The organism is Halovenus aranensis (assembly GCF_900100385.1).
GTDB classification, from domain to species: Archaea; Halobacteriota; Halobacteria; order Halobacteriales; family Haloarculaceae; genus Halovenus; species Halovenus aranensis.
Genome location: NZ_FNFC01000010.1, coordinates 145,110 through 161,898, shown reverse-complemented (window position 1 = coordinate 161,898; position 16,789 = coordinate 145,110). Strand labels below are relative to the sequence as shown.

The 16,789-nt window shown below is 59.3% G+C and carries 15 protein-coding genes and 2 pseudogenes; 7 read left to right on the top strand and 10 right to left on the bottom strand.

Annotation, left to right across the window (positions count from 1 at the left end; all coding sequences use genetic code 11):
- A pseudogene (locus tag BLR34_RS11575) lies at positions 1-306 on the top strand (IS5/IS1182 family transposase); the annotation flags it as partial.
- A gap of 42 nt (positions 307-348) precedes the next feature.
- On the opposite strand, the gene BLR34_RS17760 reads toward BLR34_RS11575, so the two are convergent.
- Together BLR34_RS17760 and BLR34_RS11565 are read right to left on the bottom strand one after the other, a co-directional pair.
- Positions 349-1,029: a hypothetical protein gene (locus tag BLR34_RS17760; RefSeq protein WP_245683212.1), complete on the bottom strand. Its 681-nt coding sequence runs from the start codon at positions 1,027-1,029 to the stop codon at positions 349-351.
- Between the two features lie 343 nt (positions 1,030-1,372).
- Positions 1,373-2,541: pseudogene (locus tag BLR34_RS11565) on the bottom strand (ISH3 family transposase); the annotation flags it as partial.
- Positions 2,542-2,633: 92 nt separating this feature from the next.
- Here BLR34_RS11565 and BLR34_RS11560 point away from each other — a divergent pair.
- Positions 2,634-3,518 (top strand): IS1595 family transposase, encoded by an 885-nt coding sequence (locus BLR34_RS11560; RefSeq protein WP_092703170.1) that lies wholly within the window; start codon positions 2,634-2,636, stop codon positions 3,516-3,518.
- Here the strand turns inward: BLR34_RS11560 and BLR34_RS11555 are convergent.
- The 4 genes from BLR34_RS11555 to BLR34_RS11535 form a co-directional block, all read right to left on the bottom strand.
- Entirely contained in the window at positions 3,513-3,971 is a 459-nt protein-coding gene (locus tag BLR34_RS11555) for a hypothetical protein (protein ID WP_092703168.1), read from the bottom strand. The genes BLR34_RS11560 and BLR34_RS11555 overlap by 6 nt on opposite strands.
- Positions 3,972-4,739: 768 nt before the next feature.
- Complete coding sequence (locus BLR34_RS11545; RefSeq protein WP_092703164.1) at positions 4,740-5,507, bottom strand: recombinase family protein; 768 nt, start codon at positions 5,505-5,507, stop codon at positions 4,740-4,742.
- Positions 5,508-5,869: 362 nt separating this feature from the next.
- Entirely contained in the window at positions 5,870-6,196 is a 327-nt protein-coding gene (locus tag BLR34_RS11540) for a hypothetical protein (RefSeq protein ID WP_092703162.1), read from the bottom strand.
- A 418-nt stretch (positions 6,197-6,614) separates the two neighbouring features.
- The gene (locus tag BLR34_RS11535) at positions 6,615-7,046 is read right to left on the bottom strand and encodes a hypothetical protein (RefSeq protein WP_092703160.1); all 432 of its coding nucleotides are present in this window, start codon (positions 7,044-7,046) and stop codon (positions 6,615-6,617) included.
- A gap of 126 nt (positions 7,047-7,172) precedes the next feature.
- Here BLR34_RS11535 and BLR34_RS11530 point away from each other — a divergent pair, with 126 nt between their 5' ends.
- Positions 7,173-7,478: a hypothetical protein gene (locus BLR34_RS11530; protein WP_092703158.1), complete on the top strand. Its 306-nt coding sequence runs from the start codon at positions 7,173-7,175 to the stop codon at positions 7,476-7,478.
- A 212-nt stretch (positions 7,479-7,690) separates the two neighbouring features.
- Here BLR34_RS11530 and BLR34_RS11525 read toward each other — a convergent pair whose 3' ends face one another.
- From BLR34_RS11525 to BLR34_RS11515, 3 genes are all read right to left on the bottom strand, one after another.
- Positions 7,691-8,704 (bottom strand): tyrosine-type recombinase/integrase, encoded by a 1,014-nt coding sequence (locus BLR34_RS11525; RefSeq protein WP_092703156.1) that lies wholly within the window; start codon positions 8,702-8,704, stop codon positions 7,691-7,693.
- Positions 8,705-9,142: 438 nt separating this feature from the next.
- Positions 9,143-9,508 (bottom strand): cupin domain-containing protein, encoded by a 366-nt coding sequence (locus BLR34_RS11520; protein ID WP_092703154.1) that lies wholly within the window; start codon positions 9,506-9,508, stop codon positions 9,143-9,145.
- 74 nt (positions 9,509-9,582) lie between these two features.
- Positions 9,583-11,208: a hydroxysqualene dehydroxylase gene (locus BLR34_RS11515; protein WP_092703151.1), complete on the bottom strand. Its 1,626-nt coding sequence runs from the start codon at positions 11,206-11,208 to the stop codon at positions 9,583-9,585.
- A gap of 94 nt (positions 11,209-11,302) precedes the next feature.
- Here BLR34_RS11515 and BLR34_RS11510 point away from each other — a divergent pair, with 94 nt between their 5' ends.
- Entirely contained in the window at positions 11,303-12,727 is a 1,425-nt protein-coding gene (locus tag BLR34_RS11510) for a DASH family cryptochrome (RefSeq protein ID WP_092703149.1), read from the top strand.
- A 38-nt stretch (positions 12,728-12,765) separates the two neighbouring features.
- The gene (locus tag BLR34_RS11505; RefSeq protein ID WP_176765308.1) at positions 12,766-13,275 is read left to right on the top strand and encodes a hypothetical protein; all 510 of its coding nucleotides are present in this window, start codon (positions 12,766-12,768) and stop codon (positions 13,273-13,275) included.
- Between the two features lie 3 nt (positions 13,276-13,278).
- Here BLR34_RS11505 and BLR34_RS11500 read toward each other — a convergent pair whose 3' ends face one another.
- Positions 13,279-14,838 carry a cryptochrome/photolyase family protein gene (locus BLR34_RS11500; protein ID WP_092703145.1) on the bottom strand — a complete coding sequence of 520 codons (1,560 nt, stop codon included), beginning with the start codon at positions 14,836-14,838 and terminating at the stop codon, positions 13,279-13,281.
- Positions 14,839-14,915: 77 nt separating this feature from the next.
- On the opposite strand from BLR34_RS11500, the gene BLR34_RS11495 reads away from it, so the two are divergent.
- Positions 14,916-16,400 carry an FAD-binding domain-containing protein gene (locus BLR34_RS11495; RefSeq protein WP_092703143.1) on the top strand — a complete coding sequence of 495 codons (1,485 nt, stop codon included), beginning with the start codon at positions 14,916-14,918 and terminating at the stop codon, positions 16,398-16,400.
- Positions 16,401-16,477: 77 nt separating this feature from the next.
- A complete protein-coding gene (locus tag BLR34_RS11490; RefSeq protein ID WP_092703183.1) occupies positions 16,478-16,744 on the top strand; it encodes a thioredoxin family protein in 267 nt (88 codons plus the stop codon).
- Positions 16,745-16,789 lie beyond the last annotated feature (45 nt).

Here is a 16,789-nt window from a genome sequence, read left to right as displayed (position 1 = left end):
GCGGACGACCTGCGGGCCGTGGCTGCTGACAATGGGTTCCAGGACTGGCACACGGAATACGAAATCGCTGCACACGACGTCGAGTACCTTGTTCACTACCGCGGATCGTCGCTGATGGCAACTGCGAATAACGCGCTCATCCGGGAGAAAAGCTACACGCAGCGATGGATGGCAGAAACGTCCTACTCGACGGTCAAGCGAACGCAGGACTCCGCCCTGCGTTCGCGGTTCTGGTACCGCCAGTTCCGTGAGATCGTCCTCCTGTTCGCGCTCAACAATCTCAAGAAACTCGCCAAAACGCTATGATCCGACTCCCGTCCCGCATTTTCAATAGAGCAGTTCAAACAGCTACATAGAACGAGACAACCGATTCACCTGATCGAGGTATGCATCACGGTTCCCTGATTCAATGTAGTTCATGATAACCGACGTGGGGATCTCAAGAACCTTATCCTTACTTTCAGGGTTAACCCAGACCTCTTTAAGGTCATCGAAGTGAATTGACTCAAGCTCATCAGCTTCCTGCCTAGTAAGACCCCTTGGAATGACCTGCCCGTACAGAATCACGTTACTCCTCAGGTTCCCATAGTCTTCGTCTATGGTCACATTAATCTGGAGGATTTTTTCATCATCCTCATCAATGAGTTCCGCATCCTGAATCCGTCCTCTGTATTCTCTTCCACCATTAACTGTGATTCCTTTGTTTTCAAAAAGCGAATTGATCGGTTGCTTAATGAAGAAGTCATTCCCGTCAGCGTCTGCGAAGGGGTCATCGCTAGGTTCGGGCGTCGGCGTTTCCGTCTCTGTTTCTGTGGGTTCAGGCGTCGGCGTATCCGTTTCTGTGGGGTCAGGCGTCGGCGTTTCCGTTTCTGTGGGGTCAGGCGTCGGCGTTTCCGTTTCTGTGGGTTCTGGCGTCGGCGTCTCGGTAGGTGAACTATCATTTCCACTGTCGTCACTATTCCCGAGGCACCCAGCTACTCCTGTTACAGTTGTTCCTCCAACCAGTGCAATGAATTTTCTTCGTTGCATACAACTATTTTCTATTTTCAGCGTTCTATATTAATAATTATGCTGATCCGTGGGAAATTGTCAATATTGCTGATAATAATTTCCTCGGTTGCCACACCGCACATCAAGTGAGCACGTTATATTTCGGACTATTAATTGAACTAAAAGGGCCGGTACTTCCCAATCAAGGATTCGGAAGCCGAGTTGAGTTGGTATGGGTCGTTCAATCTTAGAACGGTAGCTCCCTAAACCGAAACATCGGTCTGAACTGAACAGAGACAGCAATGAGAATGGTTTTTGAAGCGGTTTCTGAGTAGTGCTGCTGCTGATAACTCGCTGGCCAGAGGCCGCGGGCTGACGGCCAGCCCGCGGCCGAAGCGTACGCGTCACGCACACCAACACCGTTCGTCTTGATCTCCCACCGCCGCTCTAACTCTGCTTCCAGTTCGTGGCGAATCCAGTCACAGAACGTCTGGAACGTGAACTGCTCGGGCAGGTTGCGCCCGCCCCGCCGCGGGCGGGCGACGACCGTCCATCGCAGCACGAGCCACAGATTCTCCAGCAGGAAGCTCACGATCACGAACGCAAACCGGACGATTGAGCCTTGTATCGTCGTCGTTGCCCGTGCTTGGCGAAACAACCGATAGCTCGTCTCTATTGCCGAGCGTTTCCGGTAGTGACGTTCGACCTGCGTGGGCGTGCGATTACCGAGATCGCACGCCACGTACCCACGAACGACCTCGCCATGCTTGCCTCGGTCTCCGTTCTGATAGGAGACAGAGACCGCGAGCGGGAAGCGCAGTTCCCGCTCGCTTCCCTTGTACATGCGGTAGGTCGTCATGTACGAGCAGTGCGTGGCGAGCTTGTCTTTCATCCGCTCACCCTTCTTTCGGACGGGGATCACCGTCGTTGCAAGGTCGCGTGCGCGACGAATCACCCGTTCGTTGTCGAAGCCACGATCAGCGAGCAAGAGGTCGATTTCGAAGGGATAGGTGCCGACGCGGTCGAGCGCGTCCTCGACCGCGTCGGCTTCCTTCTCGTCGCTACGGACGTAGGTCAGTGTCAGCGTCACCGGCTTCCCGTTTGAGACAACGTAGGCGGTGCAGTAACGGTGGCAGGTCGTGGTACCGTCGGTTGGAGTGGTTTTGCAAAGTTCACCGCTATCCTCGTCGGGAGAGCCGTGGTAGGGGTTATCGACAAGGTCGATGGAGACGATTCTCAACCGGTCAGGGTCGAGAATCGTCATGGCGAGGTGGCGAAACAGAAGGCTGACAGCCATTTCGAGCTGGTCACGCTGGAGTGTGTGCAGCCAGTCCATGACGGTATCGTCGCAGGGCGTGTCGTCCGTCTGGGACGTGACCTCCCAGACGGACGACTGATTGACGCTGGCCATGGTGACGACAGGCCAGATATCGCCGGAATCGCGGGGAGAACCCTCGATTCCTCGAAGCGGGAGCTGTCCAATCACGTCAGCCGCTACTTCCTTACCTCTGCCGCCGGAAGAGAACCGTCCGGTTCGGGTAGTTTAAGCACACCGCTCTTCTGTAGAGGATTGTTGGTGAGTTGGAGCAGTAGCTGGAAGTCACAGGGGGCAAGGGTGGCGCGGCCGCGCCACCCGACGAACAATGTTCTCATTGAAGACGTTCGTCTCGGAACGTCGGGCCGCGAATCTGCTGGAACAGATTCGCTGGCGTGACGGCATCTATTGCCCGCGCTGCCGTGCCGAATCAGCGATTCGGTACGGCAGCTATCGGGTGTTTCAACGGTATCTGTGTAAGGATTGCGGCCGGACGTTCAACGATAAGACCGGCACGGTCTTCGAACACTCGGCAATACCGCTCAGGAAGTGGTATCTCGCCGTCTACACCTACATCCGGCTGAACACGAGCATTCGGCAACTGGATGCCGAACTCGCCGTCTCCTACAAGACAGTGTACCGGCGCGTCCAGCGCTTCCTACGGGCGCTGGACGCGCCTCGGCCACAACTCGAGGGACCAGTAGAGATCGACGAACTGTACGTCAACGCAGGGAAGAAGGGCCGCGAGCGCGACTGGCTGTCGCGCTCGCGTGGCCTGTCCACGCGCGGCCGTGGAACGTATCACGAAGACAAGCCGCCCGTGTTTATCCTCACTGACCGCGGCGCGGGAGAGACGTACGTTCATCCGGCGAAAGCCGCTGATGAATCGACGATTCGACTCCTGCTTGCTGACCGCAAAGAGGAGTCGCTGACGGTCTACACTGACGGCTTTCGAGCGTACGAGCCACTCGACGAGGACGACGCATTCGACCGCCAGTACGTCGTCCACGGCGAGGGTGAATACGCTGATGGCGACATGCATGTCAACACGTGCGAGAGCCACGCGTCGCTGGCGCGACGGTGGCTCTCGCCCCATCGAGGAATCTCCAAAGACAAACTCACACCCTACCTCAGAGGGTTACAGCTTCGAAAACGCGTCCGTCGCAAACCCGGCGATGAAGCGCTCAAAACCATCCTTGAAGCTGCGCTATGATGCTACCAACAATCCTCTACCCATGAGCGTCTCACGTTTAATGTTACTCTGTATCCACTCCGGGATTTCGTGTATTTCGAGGGTTTCGATGTCTGTATCCTCATCCTCGCGCATGAAAGCGCAGGAGAACTCGTGTCCAGACAACACGGATTCTGCTACATCACCGGTGAGGCGTGATTGCGCACCTTCGTCTTTCAACTCTTCCGGGTACGTGATGAGGAACGACCCGTTCACGCCGGTGAGGTTGCCGTAATCCCGTGCCTCAGCGAAGCCTTGCCATTTCTTGCTTCCCCATTTTGCCTCCCCGACGTACGTGCCGCCGTTATCGATTTGGTAATCGGGTTGATTGCGTGTGCCTGGCGTGGATATCGATATTTGTGTGCGTGTGTTGATGCCGCTGTCCCGGAGGTAATCAGCCATCAAATCAGTGATTCCGTCTTCGGTAGCTGACATTAGTTAGCCACACATGAGTTCCGGGTACGTATAGTGTTTTCTTCCGCTGAATAAAATTGCTTGCAGCTTAGTGTTACGTATAGAGACGCGTTATCACGGCCGTAATCCCGCTCACGTGGGCTCGAACCCCGGAGTTGACACGATGCGAACCCGGTTGTAACGCTGTGAAACACTGCAGTATTCTTTAACCTGCCTAGCAACGAATCACGACGCGATGAGTCACGGGAGCAATACGCCGGTCTATCTTGTTGTTGGCTTGCTCGTCGGGAATATCGCGTATCTGCTAAGTCTCGTGATTATGTCAGAGCTGATCGGAGTCGCGCCAGCCGAGGTATTCACTGGCCCTTTCGGGGAAGCGACGCGAAGCATCATTTCAGCGTGGCGAGGCGTGGGCATTCTACTCGGCGCTGTTGACGTTTTAGCTGTTCTCGCCGCCATATCCAGATTGGCTGGTGGCGGCAGGCGGTAACCCCTGTTGATTCGATTGTTTCACGTGCGTGCATTATGCGCTCGAACACGTCGATGAAGGGGGTTCAGGGTGCCTCCTCACTGACGCCCTCTCAGAGAAAATGCCGGTATTTAAACGCGGCTGCGTGGTTACGTCTACATGCAGGACGCCGCTACGGTAACACTCACATCTAGCCACCGCATTGAAATCGTGCATCTCGTGGGAGGATGTCCCCGAGTCTGTTCGTGAGCGTGTACGAGCCGAGTTGAATCAGCGTTACCACCGCTGTTGTTAGCGCCTGAAGAAGGCCGCTACTGACATCACTCGTCTAATTTGAGCGGTTCGAGTTCCTTCTCCCCAGCCTCAACCCTCGCTCTATCAACTTTCCACGAGTCGTTTTCGAATGGTATGTCGTAGTGTTCCTCCGAGTTCGCCAACACAGACTGCACTGAACCTTCCGGGATGCCAAACGCGCGCGCAGTTGGGCGTTTCGGGCGACCCTTCTTCACTTCACGGATGAACTGTTGAACACGCCCGAATTCCTCGTTTTGCACCAAGAAACCCTCCTCATCAACGTCATACCCCAGGGGTGGACGCCCGACATGCTTGCCTTCCGCCATTGTTTTTTTGACTCCCTGTGTCACCCGATCCTGGATCATCGCTCTCTCGGCGTCGGCAAACACGATGAGCATGTTCAACATCATTTCCCCCATCCAGCTGTCACCGGTTGTATCGACAGGTTGGTTAACTAAGTCGATGCCAACATCGTGTTCGTCACAGAAATCAACGAAAGACGCCAACTCGCTGAACGAGCGCCCGAGCCTGTCCAGTTCGTGAGCAGCGAGCACATCAATTTCCCCCGATTCAATGTCATCTTGCAGGCGTTGGTATTCGGGTCGAGTGGCATCCGCACCGCTTTCACCCAGGTCCGCATACCATTCGATGTTCCCCTCACCGTACGTCGCTTCAATGCTGTCTCGCTGCCTACCTGCATCCTGGTCCGAGGTAGATACACGGATGTACCCTGCTATTGTTTCATCACCAGATAAATCTGTGTCTGTCCCCGGGTCGATGCCGGTCTCAGTCATATACGCATATACACAACCCACTCGTTTAAAGAACAGTAATTTACAAGCACCTGAGTAAAACAGATGATTTCCAAACGCACACACGCATTATCGCTCGCGCGAGCCGCCTCCACCATCACCACTACTGTATAAGCAACTGTGGTACCGGGGGTCGAGTCACTCCCCGCGGCAATCACTGCACACGGACGGAGGGCGGTGCGTCCGAGCCGGGTCTGTCGGAGTCTCGTACGCGATTTCCGCACCGCATTCAGCGCAGTTTGTGGTGAGCGTCTCCGGGATGTTGAGGACCTTTTCCGCCATGTGACAGTTTATCCCATGCACCCTTATAAACGATTGTCCACCCTCTTTGCTCTTCCCAACATTCACGCCAATGAGACAATCTGGACAGCGTTAGACACGCTCACCGCAGCGCCCAACGCGCCGAGCACCACAGGAGCGACGACCCGGTACCGCCTGTTCACGAGCACCGCGTTGAGCGCCGCTATAGCGGCCACAATGGGGATCTTCATCGCCACTGTGACAGACGCCGCTACCACCATTGAGGGAGATGACTCGATGATGTGCCTCACAACAGGGTAAGTCTCATAGAGACCCACATCGACAGCAATCACTGTCGTCGCAGTGTCTCCCGCAAAAAATGCTGCGACCGCGATCACCCACGCCCAAGTGGTCTTCCGACAGTCTATCATTTCAGTGTTGCTGACTGCGGAATAAAAAAGCGGGTAATCTCTACACCCCACCCGTGCAGAAAGTGTATGTATCAAGACACATCTCCAGCGAATCAGCGTTACAGGGTGGTACGTTTTCGGACGAGATCGGGGGTTATTGGGCGTCAAATAAACACGAACACCGAAGGAGAATGTTTTATAACATCTCTGAGGAGCTAAGAAACATGAACACATTTGAGAACATAAAAATACTGATGTTCGAGTTACATTAAATAGAATATGATATCGCAATACCGCACGACAGCGCCGGGAAAACACCCTCTGAAACCGCCGCGTGACGAAACTCATCAAATAGCCGAGGGAAACGTACATTAGACAGAATATGATCCCCACACAAATCACAAGGCGGCAATTCAAGCGTTACATGAGATAAAATATGCTATTCCTCAAACCCGATGATGTAACAGGAGGTGGTACGACCGTGCTCACAACAGTTCAAACTCACTGCCAACATTCGACGAGCCGTTCTCTCCAGCAACTCATCGGGTCTCTCTTCACCGAGCCTCTCCTGAAGGGTATCTGCTAACCGCCCCACCTGCGGGTCGACGGACCCGACCCGGCACCGGAACATCCCCTCCTCGCCCTCCACAGGCTCCCAGATCTCTCTCGTGTGCCGCGCGTCGCTGTGAAACTGGTCCCCCAAAGCGTCGAATTCCATCGAAACATGACGCGCCACCGCGTCCCAATCATCACCCGACAGTGAATCCAGGATGTCCTCCACATCACGGGGACGATACTGCGATTCGAGGGCTCTGCGGAGCGCTGCAGCAGACACAGGAGGCACCTCTATCTGCCCCTCCTCATCCTCCATAACCGACACACACCCACACATCCTTATAAATCCTTACTTTTCACCTAAGCTTTTCACACGAATTGAAACAATCAGAGGAAGAGTGTGGACAAATGTTTATAAATGTCCGTTTGAATAAATCAATACATGAGTACTGATAACTCATTACAACAATCCCTCCACGACAGCTTTCAAACCATCCGCCAAGAAGGAACCGATGAATCCGACGACAACGACAGTGAAGAAGACCCAGCAGAGAAACACGGTCCGCTGTCTCCAGCACATCTCCGCAAACTCGACGCAGGCATCACGAAACCACCCTGCCCACACTGCGGAAACACCGAATTCAACACGGAAACACCCGGAGATGAGGGGCGAGGCCTGGCTCACGAGCACATTATGTGCGTACGCGACGACTGTTCCTACACCTACATCACCGAGAAGTCACAGTGATTCTGCGTTGGCTGCGAGCCAAACAACCCAACATTTTAAAGACGATACCTCCGCAATACAAGGCAGGCGATACCTGCCCGCTCAGACACCGCACGACATAACGCCCTTTAGCCAGGACGCGGAGGAGTTGAGTCCGTGACGCAATAGATCCCTATCCTCCCGCAGGCTTGCGGAGCCAAGAATCCAGACTCAACACCCCCAAGTATGGTAGTTTATTCGAAGTATTCTCGTCGCGCCTCCATAGCTTCCCTTTCTGTCATTTGATTATAATGTTTTTCGATGATATCAGGTGTTACGTCTGCTCTAAGCGAGATCGCGTTCACAGGAACGCCTTTCCTGAGGTGATGCGTGATCGCGCCCCGCCGAATCGGGTGCGTTGAGCGGGATGAGGGACACTTCATCGCTGTTCGCCATCCCGTCCACTCGCATTCATCCGGGTCCTTATCATGTGGACATTCACCGTAGTGGCAGGGCAATGTCGAGTAGTATGTGATTCGTCGCAGTGAATTCCGACTTCGACGGCCTTGAGCGGTGGCGATCATCGGAATTCTACCATTGTCTTCAACATCTGGTCTTCTATCTTCAATCCAGTCATCCAAGATACGGCATGTTTTCAACTGGAGTGCAACGAGCCGCTCTCCGTCTCTCTTGTTTTTCAGCGGTGTGCCTGTTTCGGGGCGGTGGCGAAGTGCGAGGTGTTGCTCTTCTCTGTTGTAGTCCCCGACATCAAGCGCGCGCAGTGATCCCGCTCGCATCCCTGTACGGTAGAGTAGTTCAATGATAACGTGCCCCGCTGACGCCCATTCGTATGTCTCTAGGTGCTCTAACAACTGTTCCGCGCGCTCTGGTTCCAGCATTTCGTCGCGTGACCGCTTTGCGACGCTATCTGGAACCTCGATTAACTCGGGTATATTGGGATCGACTGCGTTGATCCCGGCCGCCCAGCGCAGGAAGAGACGAGTGGTCACCAAGGCCGACCGGAGCGTGTCAGGTGCAACGCCATCTACGCGAATTCCCTGTTGTCGCCAGACGCGAAACTCATGGAGATCGCGCGGTGTTAACTCAGACAGTGATTCAATATCATTCTCGTCGCACCACTGGACGAACAGCGATAACCGCCGCTGGTGGGACGCAATCGTGCTTTCTGCGAGCTCGGCGTCTCGGTCTGCAAGGTACATTTCGAGTGCGGTTCCTGGGTCGATGGCTTCGAGGTCGTCATCCGTCATATGTATCCCTCTTGATGTGACTTGAGGGCGTGAACGGTGGCGACACCTGAGCGTCCAGGGCCGTGGAAGCCCGCCCGCACAGGCGGCGGAGCCGCCGAGCAGGCAGGACCCGCGAAACCGGTTGCAGCGCCGGAATCCGTCGGTCGTGGTTTCATCTCCCCGCGCCCGCGCAGCGAAGCGAGCAGGCACGGAGAGATGAAGCCTATGACTCGCAGCCCGCGCAGGGCCGAAGGCCCGAGCAGGAACGTGTCAGATTAGGTTCAAATCCCACCACGCCCGCTTCGCGGTTTCTCACTGTCGTTCGAAACACGCTCGCGGCCGTGGTGACCTTCGCAAAACCGGCGGTTTTGCTCAGTCCCACCACGCCCGTGCAGAGAGGAACGCAGTGACGACCGAGCCGGCGGACGGGATTCGATTCTTCACACGAGTGTTCGTAGCCTACTCGATGCGTTCGATGTCTGTCTGTGTCTGTTCTGCGTCGACGTTGCCGGTGTTACGCGTTTCAGCCGGCTCGAAGAGGAGAATCTCGGCTTCCCCGTTTGCGACCGGCCGGTGTTCGACGCCAGCCGGGACGACGACAAGTTCGCCCTCGGTTAACTCCACGTCTGGCTCGTCTCGGAGTTCGATTTGGAGCTCACCAGAGACGACCAGAAACAGTTCGTCGGCGTCGTCGTGATGATGCCAGACGAACTCCCCTTCAGCTTTCGCGAGCTTGACCGCCTGCCCGTTGAGTTCGCCCACGAGACGCGGGGCCCACTGTTCGTCGAACGAAGCGAACGCATCGGCCAGATTCACCGTGTCCATACAACGACGTGGTGTCGCAAAACCAAATCCCCTCGGTTCAGAACGCAACCGTGCCAGCCGACAGCGGTCGACACTCAGGCCGAGCCGAGCAGTCGGCTCGACACGGACCGAAGTGACTGGGTGACTTCCGCCGGATGTGGCAGTCCGAGCCGGTAGCGCAGGCGGTCCTGTCGCTTGAACGGCTCGAAGATTGCGGGCTCTTCGAGGTCCCACACCTGTGCGCGGTCGCTGACGCCGTACCGCTCGAAGAGGGCGTTGGCCGCGCGACGGCCCGCCTCGTTTGCCGACTCCATCGAGGCCAGGTCGGAGTTCGTCTGGACGTAGTCACTCGCGAGGACGAGGTTGTCGACGCGAACGTCGGCGGACGGGCGGTGTTTCAGTGACCCGACGGTGTTGATGAGGAGCGGAGACGTGTTCTCGACGCCGTCGTCAGTCTCGATAATAGCCGGGTCGAGGAAGTAATCGACGAGCATGTCGTCGGTGAGCCGAGTCCCCTCGGTGTTGAGATGGGTCTTCACCTGTGCCCAGATTTCCGTGGCAATCTCCTCGCGCGTACACTCCCGTGCGGGCTTGTCGTGGCGGATACCCGGCGTGTCCCAGTCCGAGGCGATAACCGAGAGGACGCCCTCGACGGCCTCGGGTCCCCGGCCTTCGATGTCGTAGTCGGACCAGAACTGGACCTGCGAGATGGATGTCAGCGCCCAGGGGGCGTCGGCGTACACCTGGTGGCCCCGCGAGAGCTGGACGTCCTCGGTGAGGTAGTACTGAATCCCGTTCATCCAGGCGGTGTCAAGGCGTGCGATATCCGCGAGTTCTGGGGCAGTCTCAGCCAATTCCGGCGAGACAAAGGAGGGCGCAACCTCGACCGGGACTGCCAGGACGAACGCGTCGGCATTGACGCGTTCGCCGTCGGCGAGGACGAGGTTGTCGATGCGACCGCCATCGAGTTCGAACGACTGTGCCGGCCGACCGAGGTGGAGGTCGACACCGCTGGCGTCGAGGTATTCGACCCAGGGGTCAATCCAGGCCTCGCTCGTCGGGCCGTTCAGAATCTGCTCGGTCGGCCGGTCAGGGTTCATCTGCCCGAACAACAGCTGTGCGTAGATTGTGCCGACAGTTCGTGCACTCCCAAGCTGGGGCCGCAACGCGACCAGCGACTGGACAGCGTAGCCGAGTCGGTCGCGAAACTCCTGTGACCGGTTGTCAGCGTCGATGAACTCCCACCACGACACCTCGTCGAGTTCCTCTGCGCGGCGGTCCTCACAGGAGGTCAGCAGGTACAGCATCCGTTCGAGCAGGAACGCAACGTCACGGCGCGGCAGGTCCTCTGCGAAGGCGGGGCGAGCGGCCTCAAGCCAGCCCTGGATTGAGTCAGGTGTCGCGCTGGTGGCGACTCGTTCGGGGCCGTCGACGGCAGCGATGAGCGTCTGCTCTGTCTCGACAAGGTTGTCCGCGACAGTTCCCTCGCCGTCGGGGATGCGCTCCATCGTCTCGAAGACGTGACGGTAGAATGCGGGGAAAAAGCGAAATCCGTGTTCGCCGTGGAGCGGTTTCCGGTGTGCGGTCGCCTCCATCGACCGGGCTTTGCCGCCGAATCGGTCGTTTGCCTCGAAGACGGTCACGTCGAAGCCGCGGTCGACGAGTTCGTGGGCCGCAGAGAGACCCCCGATGCCACCGCCGACAATTGCAATCTCTGGCATATCCCTTCTAGCGATTGCGCAACCATAAGCGTATCAGCCGTTCAGGCGGCGCTCGCGCGAACAGCTACTTGTCGGTCCAGTCCGTACGCCGCCTATGTCGACTGCTCTCATCTGGGTTCGTGATGACCTGCGTGTCACGGACAACCCGACGCTGGCCGATGCCGTCGCCGATGCCGACGACATCGTGCCGGTGTACGTCTTCGACCCACGACGGCGCGGCGAGACACGCTACGGGACCGAGAAGCTCGGTCCACACAGGGCGCAGTTTCGTCGCGACAGCCTGCTCGATTTGCGTTCGTCACTGCGCGAGCGCGGCGGTGAACTGTTCGTCAGGCGCGGCCGTCCCGAGACGGTCTTGCCCGACCTCGCAGAGCAGGTCGGTGCCGACACCATATATACACAGACCAAGCCGGCAACCGAGGAGCGTACCCGAGAACACCGTGTCCGGACCGCACTCCCAGACGACGTGGCCATCGAGCGCCGCTGGACGCACACGCTGTATCACGTCGCCGACCTGCCGACGCCGTACGACAACATCGAGGACACCTTCACGCCGTGGCGCAAGACCGTCGAGAACGAGGCGACGGTTCGAGAGCCCGTCGCCGCGCCCACGACAGTCAGCACACCAGCGCTCGATGCCGGTGAGATACCGACCCTCGGGGCACTCGGAATCGAGGAGCCGCCGACCGACGACCGTGGCGTACTGCCCTTCGAGGGTGGCGAATCCGCGGCAACGCAACGCGTCGAGGAGTACGTCTGGAAGGGCGACCATCTCCGCGAGTACAAACAGACGCGCAACGGCCTCCTCGGCGCAGACTACTCCTCGAAGGTCTCGGCGTGGCTTGCAGCCGGCTGTCTCTCGCCGCGGTGGCTCCACCGGGAGGTACGGCGCTACGAAGACGAACGCGTCGAGAACGAAGACACCTACTGGCTGATATTCGAGTTGCTCTGGCGGGATTTCTTCCAGTTCCAGTTTTGCAAACACGGGGGTGAGTTTTTCACCCAGAGCGGTATCCGCAACGTCGACAAGGAGTGGAAACGCGACCGGGAGCTGTTCGAACGATGGGCAGACGGCGAGACGGGCGTTCCCTTCGTCGACGCGAACATGCGAGAGCTGAACCGGACGGGGTATATGTCGAACCGCGGTCGACAGAACGTCGCGTCCTTTCTCGTCGATGCGCTCGGCGTCGACTGGCGGTGGGGCGCGGCCTACTTCGAGCAACAACTGGTCGACTACGACGTGGCCTCTAACTGGGGCAACTGGGCCTACCAGGCGGGCGTGGGCAACGACTCCCGTGACAACCACTTCGACGTGCTCTCACAGGCCGAATACTACGACGACGATGCCGCCTACGTCACGACGTGGCTGCCGGAGCTGGACGGCCTTCCCCCGAGTTACGCGCACCGTCCCTGGCGGCTGAGCGATAGCGAACAGGCCGAGTACGGGGTCGCACTCGGCGTCGACTACCCGCGGCCGATGCTCGATATCGAGGCGCGCTACGACGAGCTGGGTGACTGAGGGTCACACATTAGTGAATCCCCGGAGTACGACCCGGTATGTTACGTCGCGCACGGGAACTTGGCCCGCCGATGCTGGTACCGCTCGCGTGGACCGTCGCCGCCGCCGCGAACGCCGGCACAGTGAGCGAGCGCACGCTCTTTATCGCACACGTCGTGATGGCGGCCATGCTGGCGCTCTTTGCGGTGACGGGGCGTGCCGACATGCGCGAGGGGACGCTGCGTGTCTGGTGGTCGCTCATCGTCGTCGGCTTCTTCGTGACGGCCGCCGGTGCGGTCGGCTTTCAGGTCGAGACGGCGAGTGACCCGCTGTTAGGGCTGGCGCTGTACGGCTGGATGCTGTTGCCGGCAGTCGGATTTCTCGACACCGGGCGTCGGGCCACGGACGGACACCTCGTCTACTTCGTCGGTGCGGCCGGCTGTCTCCTCGGCGCGGGAATCACTGCTGTCGGCGTAGTTGCAGGCGTCGACTCCGCAACGGTCGCCGGCCCGGCGGTCGTTGGCCTCGCACAGACGGCGGGAATCGTCGACGCCGCTCGCCGCTCTTGAGAGTCAGAGGTCGCCGTCGGCCGCGGCCTCGCGCATCTCCGCCACCTGCTCGCGCAGGTCGGCCATCGAGCCGGCATCGCGCTTGTTGTCGACGTGACCGTACATCAGCCCCATCCGGTGGTTGCTCCGAAGTGGCTCCTCGTTCCGGTCGAGAAAGTCCCAGTACAGCGCGTTGAACGGACAGGCGTCCTCGCCGGTGTCGCTGTCCGGGTCGTAGACACACCCCTCGCAGTAGTCAGACATCTCCTCGACGTAGTTGGCCGACGAGACGTATGGTTTGCTCGCGAAGACGCCGTGGCCGTACTGCCCCATCTCGACGACGTTCGGCGTCGTCACCCAGTGGTAGGCATCGACGTAGGCGGCGTGGAACCACTCGTTGAGTTCGGCCGGCTCGACACCCCACAGCGTCGCGAAATTCGCCAGCACCATCAGCCGCTGGATGTGGTGTGAGTAGCCGTGGTCGCGAACGTCCTCGACGGTCTCAGACAGGCAGTTCATCTCGGTGTCGCCGGTCCAGTAGAAGTCCGGAAGCGAGTGTGTCGCGTCGAGCTGGTTTGCCGTCGCCAACTCGGGCATGGCACGCCTGTAGACGTGGCGCATGAACTCCCGCCAGCCGAGTATCTGGCGGATACAGCCCTCTGCCGACGCGAGGCCGACCTCCTCGCGCCGGTGGTAGGCGTCTTCGATGGCTTCGACGACCTCTATCGGGTGTAACAAACCGATGTTCAGGGCACCACTCAACAGCGCGTGGGACATCGCCCAGTCCTCGCTACGCATCGCATCCTGGTAGGGACCGAACTCGGGGAGTCGGTGTGTGAGGGAGTGGTCGAGCTGTTCACAGGCCTGTTTACGCGTCACCGGCCAGACAAACTCGTCTTCACGTCCCCAGGTATCGAAAGTGTCGGCGACCCAGTCGGCCGTCTCGCGTGTCAGGTCGTCGTGGTCGGGCGTCGGCACTGCCGGGGCGTCCCAGCCCTCCGGCGGAAACTCGCGGTTTTGTTCGTCGTAGTTCCACTCGCCGCCGACCGGGTCGCCGTCGGCCATCAGGACACCCGTCTCCTGGCGCATCCAGCGATAGAAACTCTCGTGACGGAACTGCTCGTCGTCGCCCGCCCACGCCTCGAAGGCCTCGCGCGTACTTACGAACAACTCGTTTTCGACCACGCGGAGGTCGCCATCGGCCTCCTCGACCAAATCACGAAACCGTCTTGCCGAGCCGTAGCTGGGCGACCGCATCGTCACCAGCGTCGTCTCCGGGTTCTCGGTGAAAAACTCGGTGAAGGCGTCGCCAAAGGAGTCGGCCTCGATGTAGCGAACGTCGTACCCTGCCTCGCGCAGGCGGTCGCGGAGTTGCCGCATCGCGGCGAACACCAGCGTCAGTTTGTGGTGGTGGTAGGGCATTCGCCGAGCGAAGTCGTGGGCCTCGATGAGCAGGACACGGCTCCCCTCGGGGGCACGCGCGAGCGGGCCGCACTGTTCGGTGAGCTGTGTCCCGAGCACCCAGGGCACCTCGTCGTCGTCGAGCGAGTACGTTGGTGATGTTCCGACCGTCGGCTGTCGCATACCTGTGTAATGGACTGGAGGGGTATAGGTTTCACCCGAGCCGAACCGTTTAGTGACTCGTCGCCGTATTCGGGTCCGTGGCGCCGAGCATTCTCGTCTGGCACCGCGACGACCTCCGGGTCAGGGACAACGCGGCGCTTGCGGCCGCGGTCGACGACGGTCACGCCCATCCGCTGTTCGTCTTCGACCCACGGTTTTACCGGAGTTCGAGGGTCTGTGACAGCAGGCTCGCCTTTCTGCACGAATGTCTGGACGAGTTGGCCGACGCCTACGAGCACCGTGGCGGCGGGCTGGCGTACCGCCACGGCGACCCCCGCGAGGTACTCGACGAGTTACTTACCGACGGTGTCGTCGACCGCGTCTACATGAACGCGACGACGACAGCGGGCTATGCCCGCGAACGCGACGACGCTCTCGCGTCTCGGGAGGCGGTTCGGGTCTTCAGCGACGACGCAATCGTCCGAACCGGCGACTCCAGAGACGGCTGGCAAGAGCAGGCAGAAGCCTACTTCGCGGCCGACCAGCACGACCCGCCCGAGGCCGTGGCCGGCGAACTCGCGAGTACGACCGACATCACGGAGATAACGACGGAGTACGACCTGTCGCCGAGCAAGCGCCGGCAGTACCGTGGCGGCTGTGTGAGTGCCCGTGAGCGCCTCGACGCGTTTGCAGACGCAATTGGCGACTACGTCGGCGGTATCTCAGCGCCGGCAAAGGCACAGCGGCGCACCTCACATCTGTCGGCCTATCTCAAGTTCGGCTGTCTCTCACCCCGAGAAGCGTACCAGTACGTCGACGAGCGCGGCGACGGTCGCGGGGTCGAACTGTTTACCTCTCGCCTGTACTGGAACCGCCATTTCACTCAGAAGCTGGCAGACAACCCAGACGCGACAGAACACGCAATCAACCCGGTCTTTCGAGGGATGAACCGCGAGCGCCACGACCCCGCCCTCGCCGAGGCCTGGAAGCGCGGCGAGACGGGGTTTCCGATGGTCGACGCCAGCATGCGCGCGCTCAGAGAGACCGGCTGGCTGAACTTCCGGATGCGGGCGATGTGTGCGTCGTTTTTCACCTACATCCTGCGCTGTTGGTGGAAGGTCGGCGCTGACTGGTTCTATCGCCATCTCATCGACGCCGACCCCGCCATCAACTACCAGCAGTGGCAGATGCAGTCCGGGCTGGTCGGCGTCCACCCGCTGCGCATCTACAACCCTCGCAAACAGGTCCGCGAACACGACCCCGACGGGGAGTTCATCAGAGAGTACGTGCCGGAACTGGCCGACCTGCCCGCCACGTTTCTCGACGAGCCATCGAAAGCGCCGGTGTCGGTCCAGGCCGAACACGGCGTCTCAATCGGTGACGATTACCCCTACCCGGTCGTCGACTTCGAGCAGCGACGCGAGGCGGCTCGCGAGACGTGGGCAGCACTCGACGAGCGCGCAAAAGAGGCGCTGGCAGACCCCGAGATACGTCGTCGGGCGTCGCTGTCCTCGCGTCGCGACGACCGAGACGAGAGCCGAGACACGGGTGGACAGGCCACACTCGACGATTTCACACCCTGAACGAAAGCGTGAGGACGCGGAGATTTGCGGAGAGAAAAACCCTTATCACCGCAGATGGGCTATCTATGAGCGCAACGATGACAGTTACGCTCAAGGACTTCTATGCGGATTGGTGCGGACCGTGCAAGACACAGGACCCGATTCTGGAGGAACTCGAAGCGGAATACGAGGACGTCGAGTTCGAGAAAATCGACGTCGACGAGAACCAGGACGTAGCCAACGAGTACCAGGTACGCTCGCTGCCGACGCTTATCATCGAAAACGACGACGGCATCGTCGAGCGGTTCGTCGGCGTCACACAGGCCGACGACATCGAAGACGCCTTCGACTCCGCCGGAGCCTGACCGGCTGTTCTCTGCCGCGATACCTGCTCGCGAGCCGACCAGCTA

What these genes read in the sequence shown, in the direction of transcription:
- BLR34_RS17760 (WP_245683212.1), bottom strand. Translation starts at nt 1,029, where the DNA reads ATGCAACGAAGAAAATTCATTGCACTGGTTGGAGGAACAACTGTAACA.
- BLR34_RS11560 (WP_092703170.1), top strand. Translation starts at nt 2,634, where the DNA reads ATGTTCTCATTGAAGACGTTCGTCTCGGAACGTCGGGCCGCGAATCTG.
- BLR34_RS11555 (WP_092703168.1), bottom strand. Translation starts at nt 3,971, where the DNA reads ATGTCAGCTACCGAAGACGGAATCACTGATTTGATGGCTGATTACCTC.
- BLR34_RS11545 (WP_092703164.1), bottom strand. Translation starts at nt 5,507, where the DNA reads ATGACTGAGACCGGCATCGACCCGGGGACAGACACAGATTTATCTGGT.
- BLR34_RS11540 (WP_092703162.1), bottom strand. Translation starts at nt 6,196, where the DNA reads ATGATAGACTGTCGGAAGACCACTTGGGCGTGGGTGATCGCGGTCGCA.
- BLR34_RS11535 (WP_092703160.1), bottom strand. Translation starts at nt 7,046, where the DNA reads ATGGAGGATGAGGAGGGGCAGATAGAGGTGCCTCCTGTGTCTGCTGCA.
- BLR34_RS11530 (WP_092703158.1), top strand. Translation starts at nt 7,173, where the DNA reads ATGAGTACTGATAACTCATTACAACAATCCCTCCACGACAGCTTTCAA.
- BLR34_RS11525 (WP_092703156.1), bottom strand. Translation starts at nt 8,704, where the DNA reads ATGACGGATGACGACCTCGAAGCCATCGACCCAGGAACCGCACTCGAA.
- BLR34_RS11520 (WP_092703154.1), bottom strand. Translation starts at nt 9,508, where the DNA reads ATGGACACGGTGAATCTGGCCGATGCGTTCGCTTCGTTCGACGAACAG.
- BLR34_RS11515 (WP_092703151.1), bottom strand. Translation starts at nt 11,208, where the DNA reads ATGCCAGAGATTGCAATTGTCGGCGGTGGCATCGGGGGTCTCTCTGCG.
- BLR34_RS11510 (WP_092703149.1), top strand. Translation starts at nt 11,303, where the DNA reads ATGTCGACTGCTCTCATCTGGGTTCGTGATGACCTGCGTGTCACGGAC.
- BLR34_RS11505 (WP_176765308.1), top strand. Translation starts at nt 12,766, where the DNA reads ATGTTACGTCGCGCACGGGAACTTGGCCCGCCGATGCTGGTACCGCTC.
- BLR34_RS11500 (WP_092703145.1), bottom strand. Translation starts at nt 14,838, where the DNA reads ATGCGACAGCCGACGGTCGGAACATCACCAACGTACTCGCTCGACGAC.
- BLR34_RS11490 (WP_092703183.1), top strand. Translation starts at nt 16,478, where the DNA reads ATGACAGTTACGCTCAAGGACTTCTATGCGGATTGGTGCGGACCGTGC.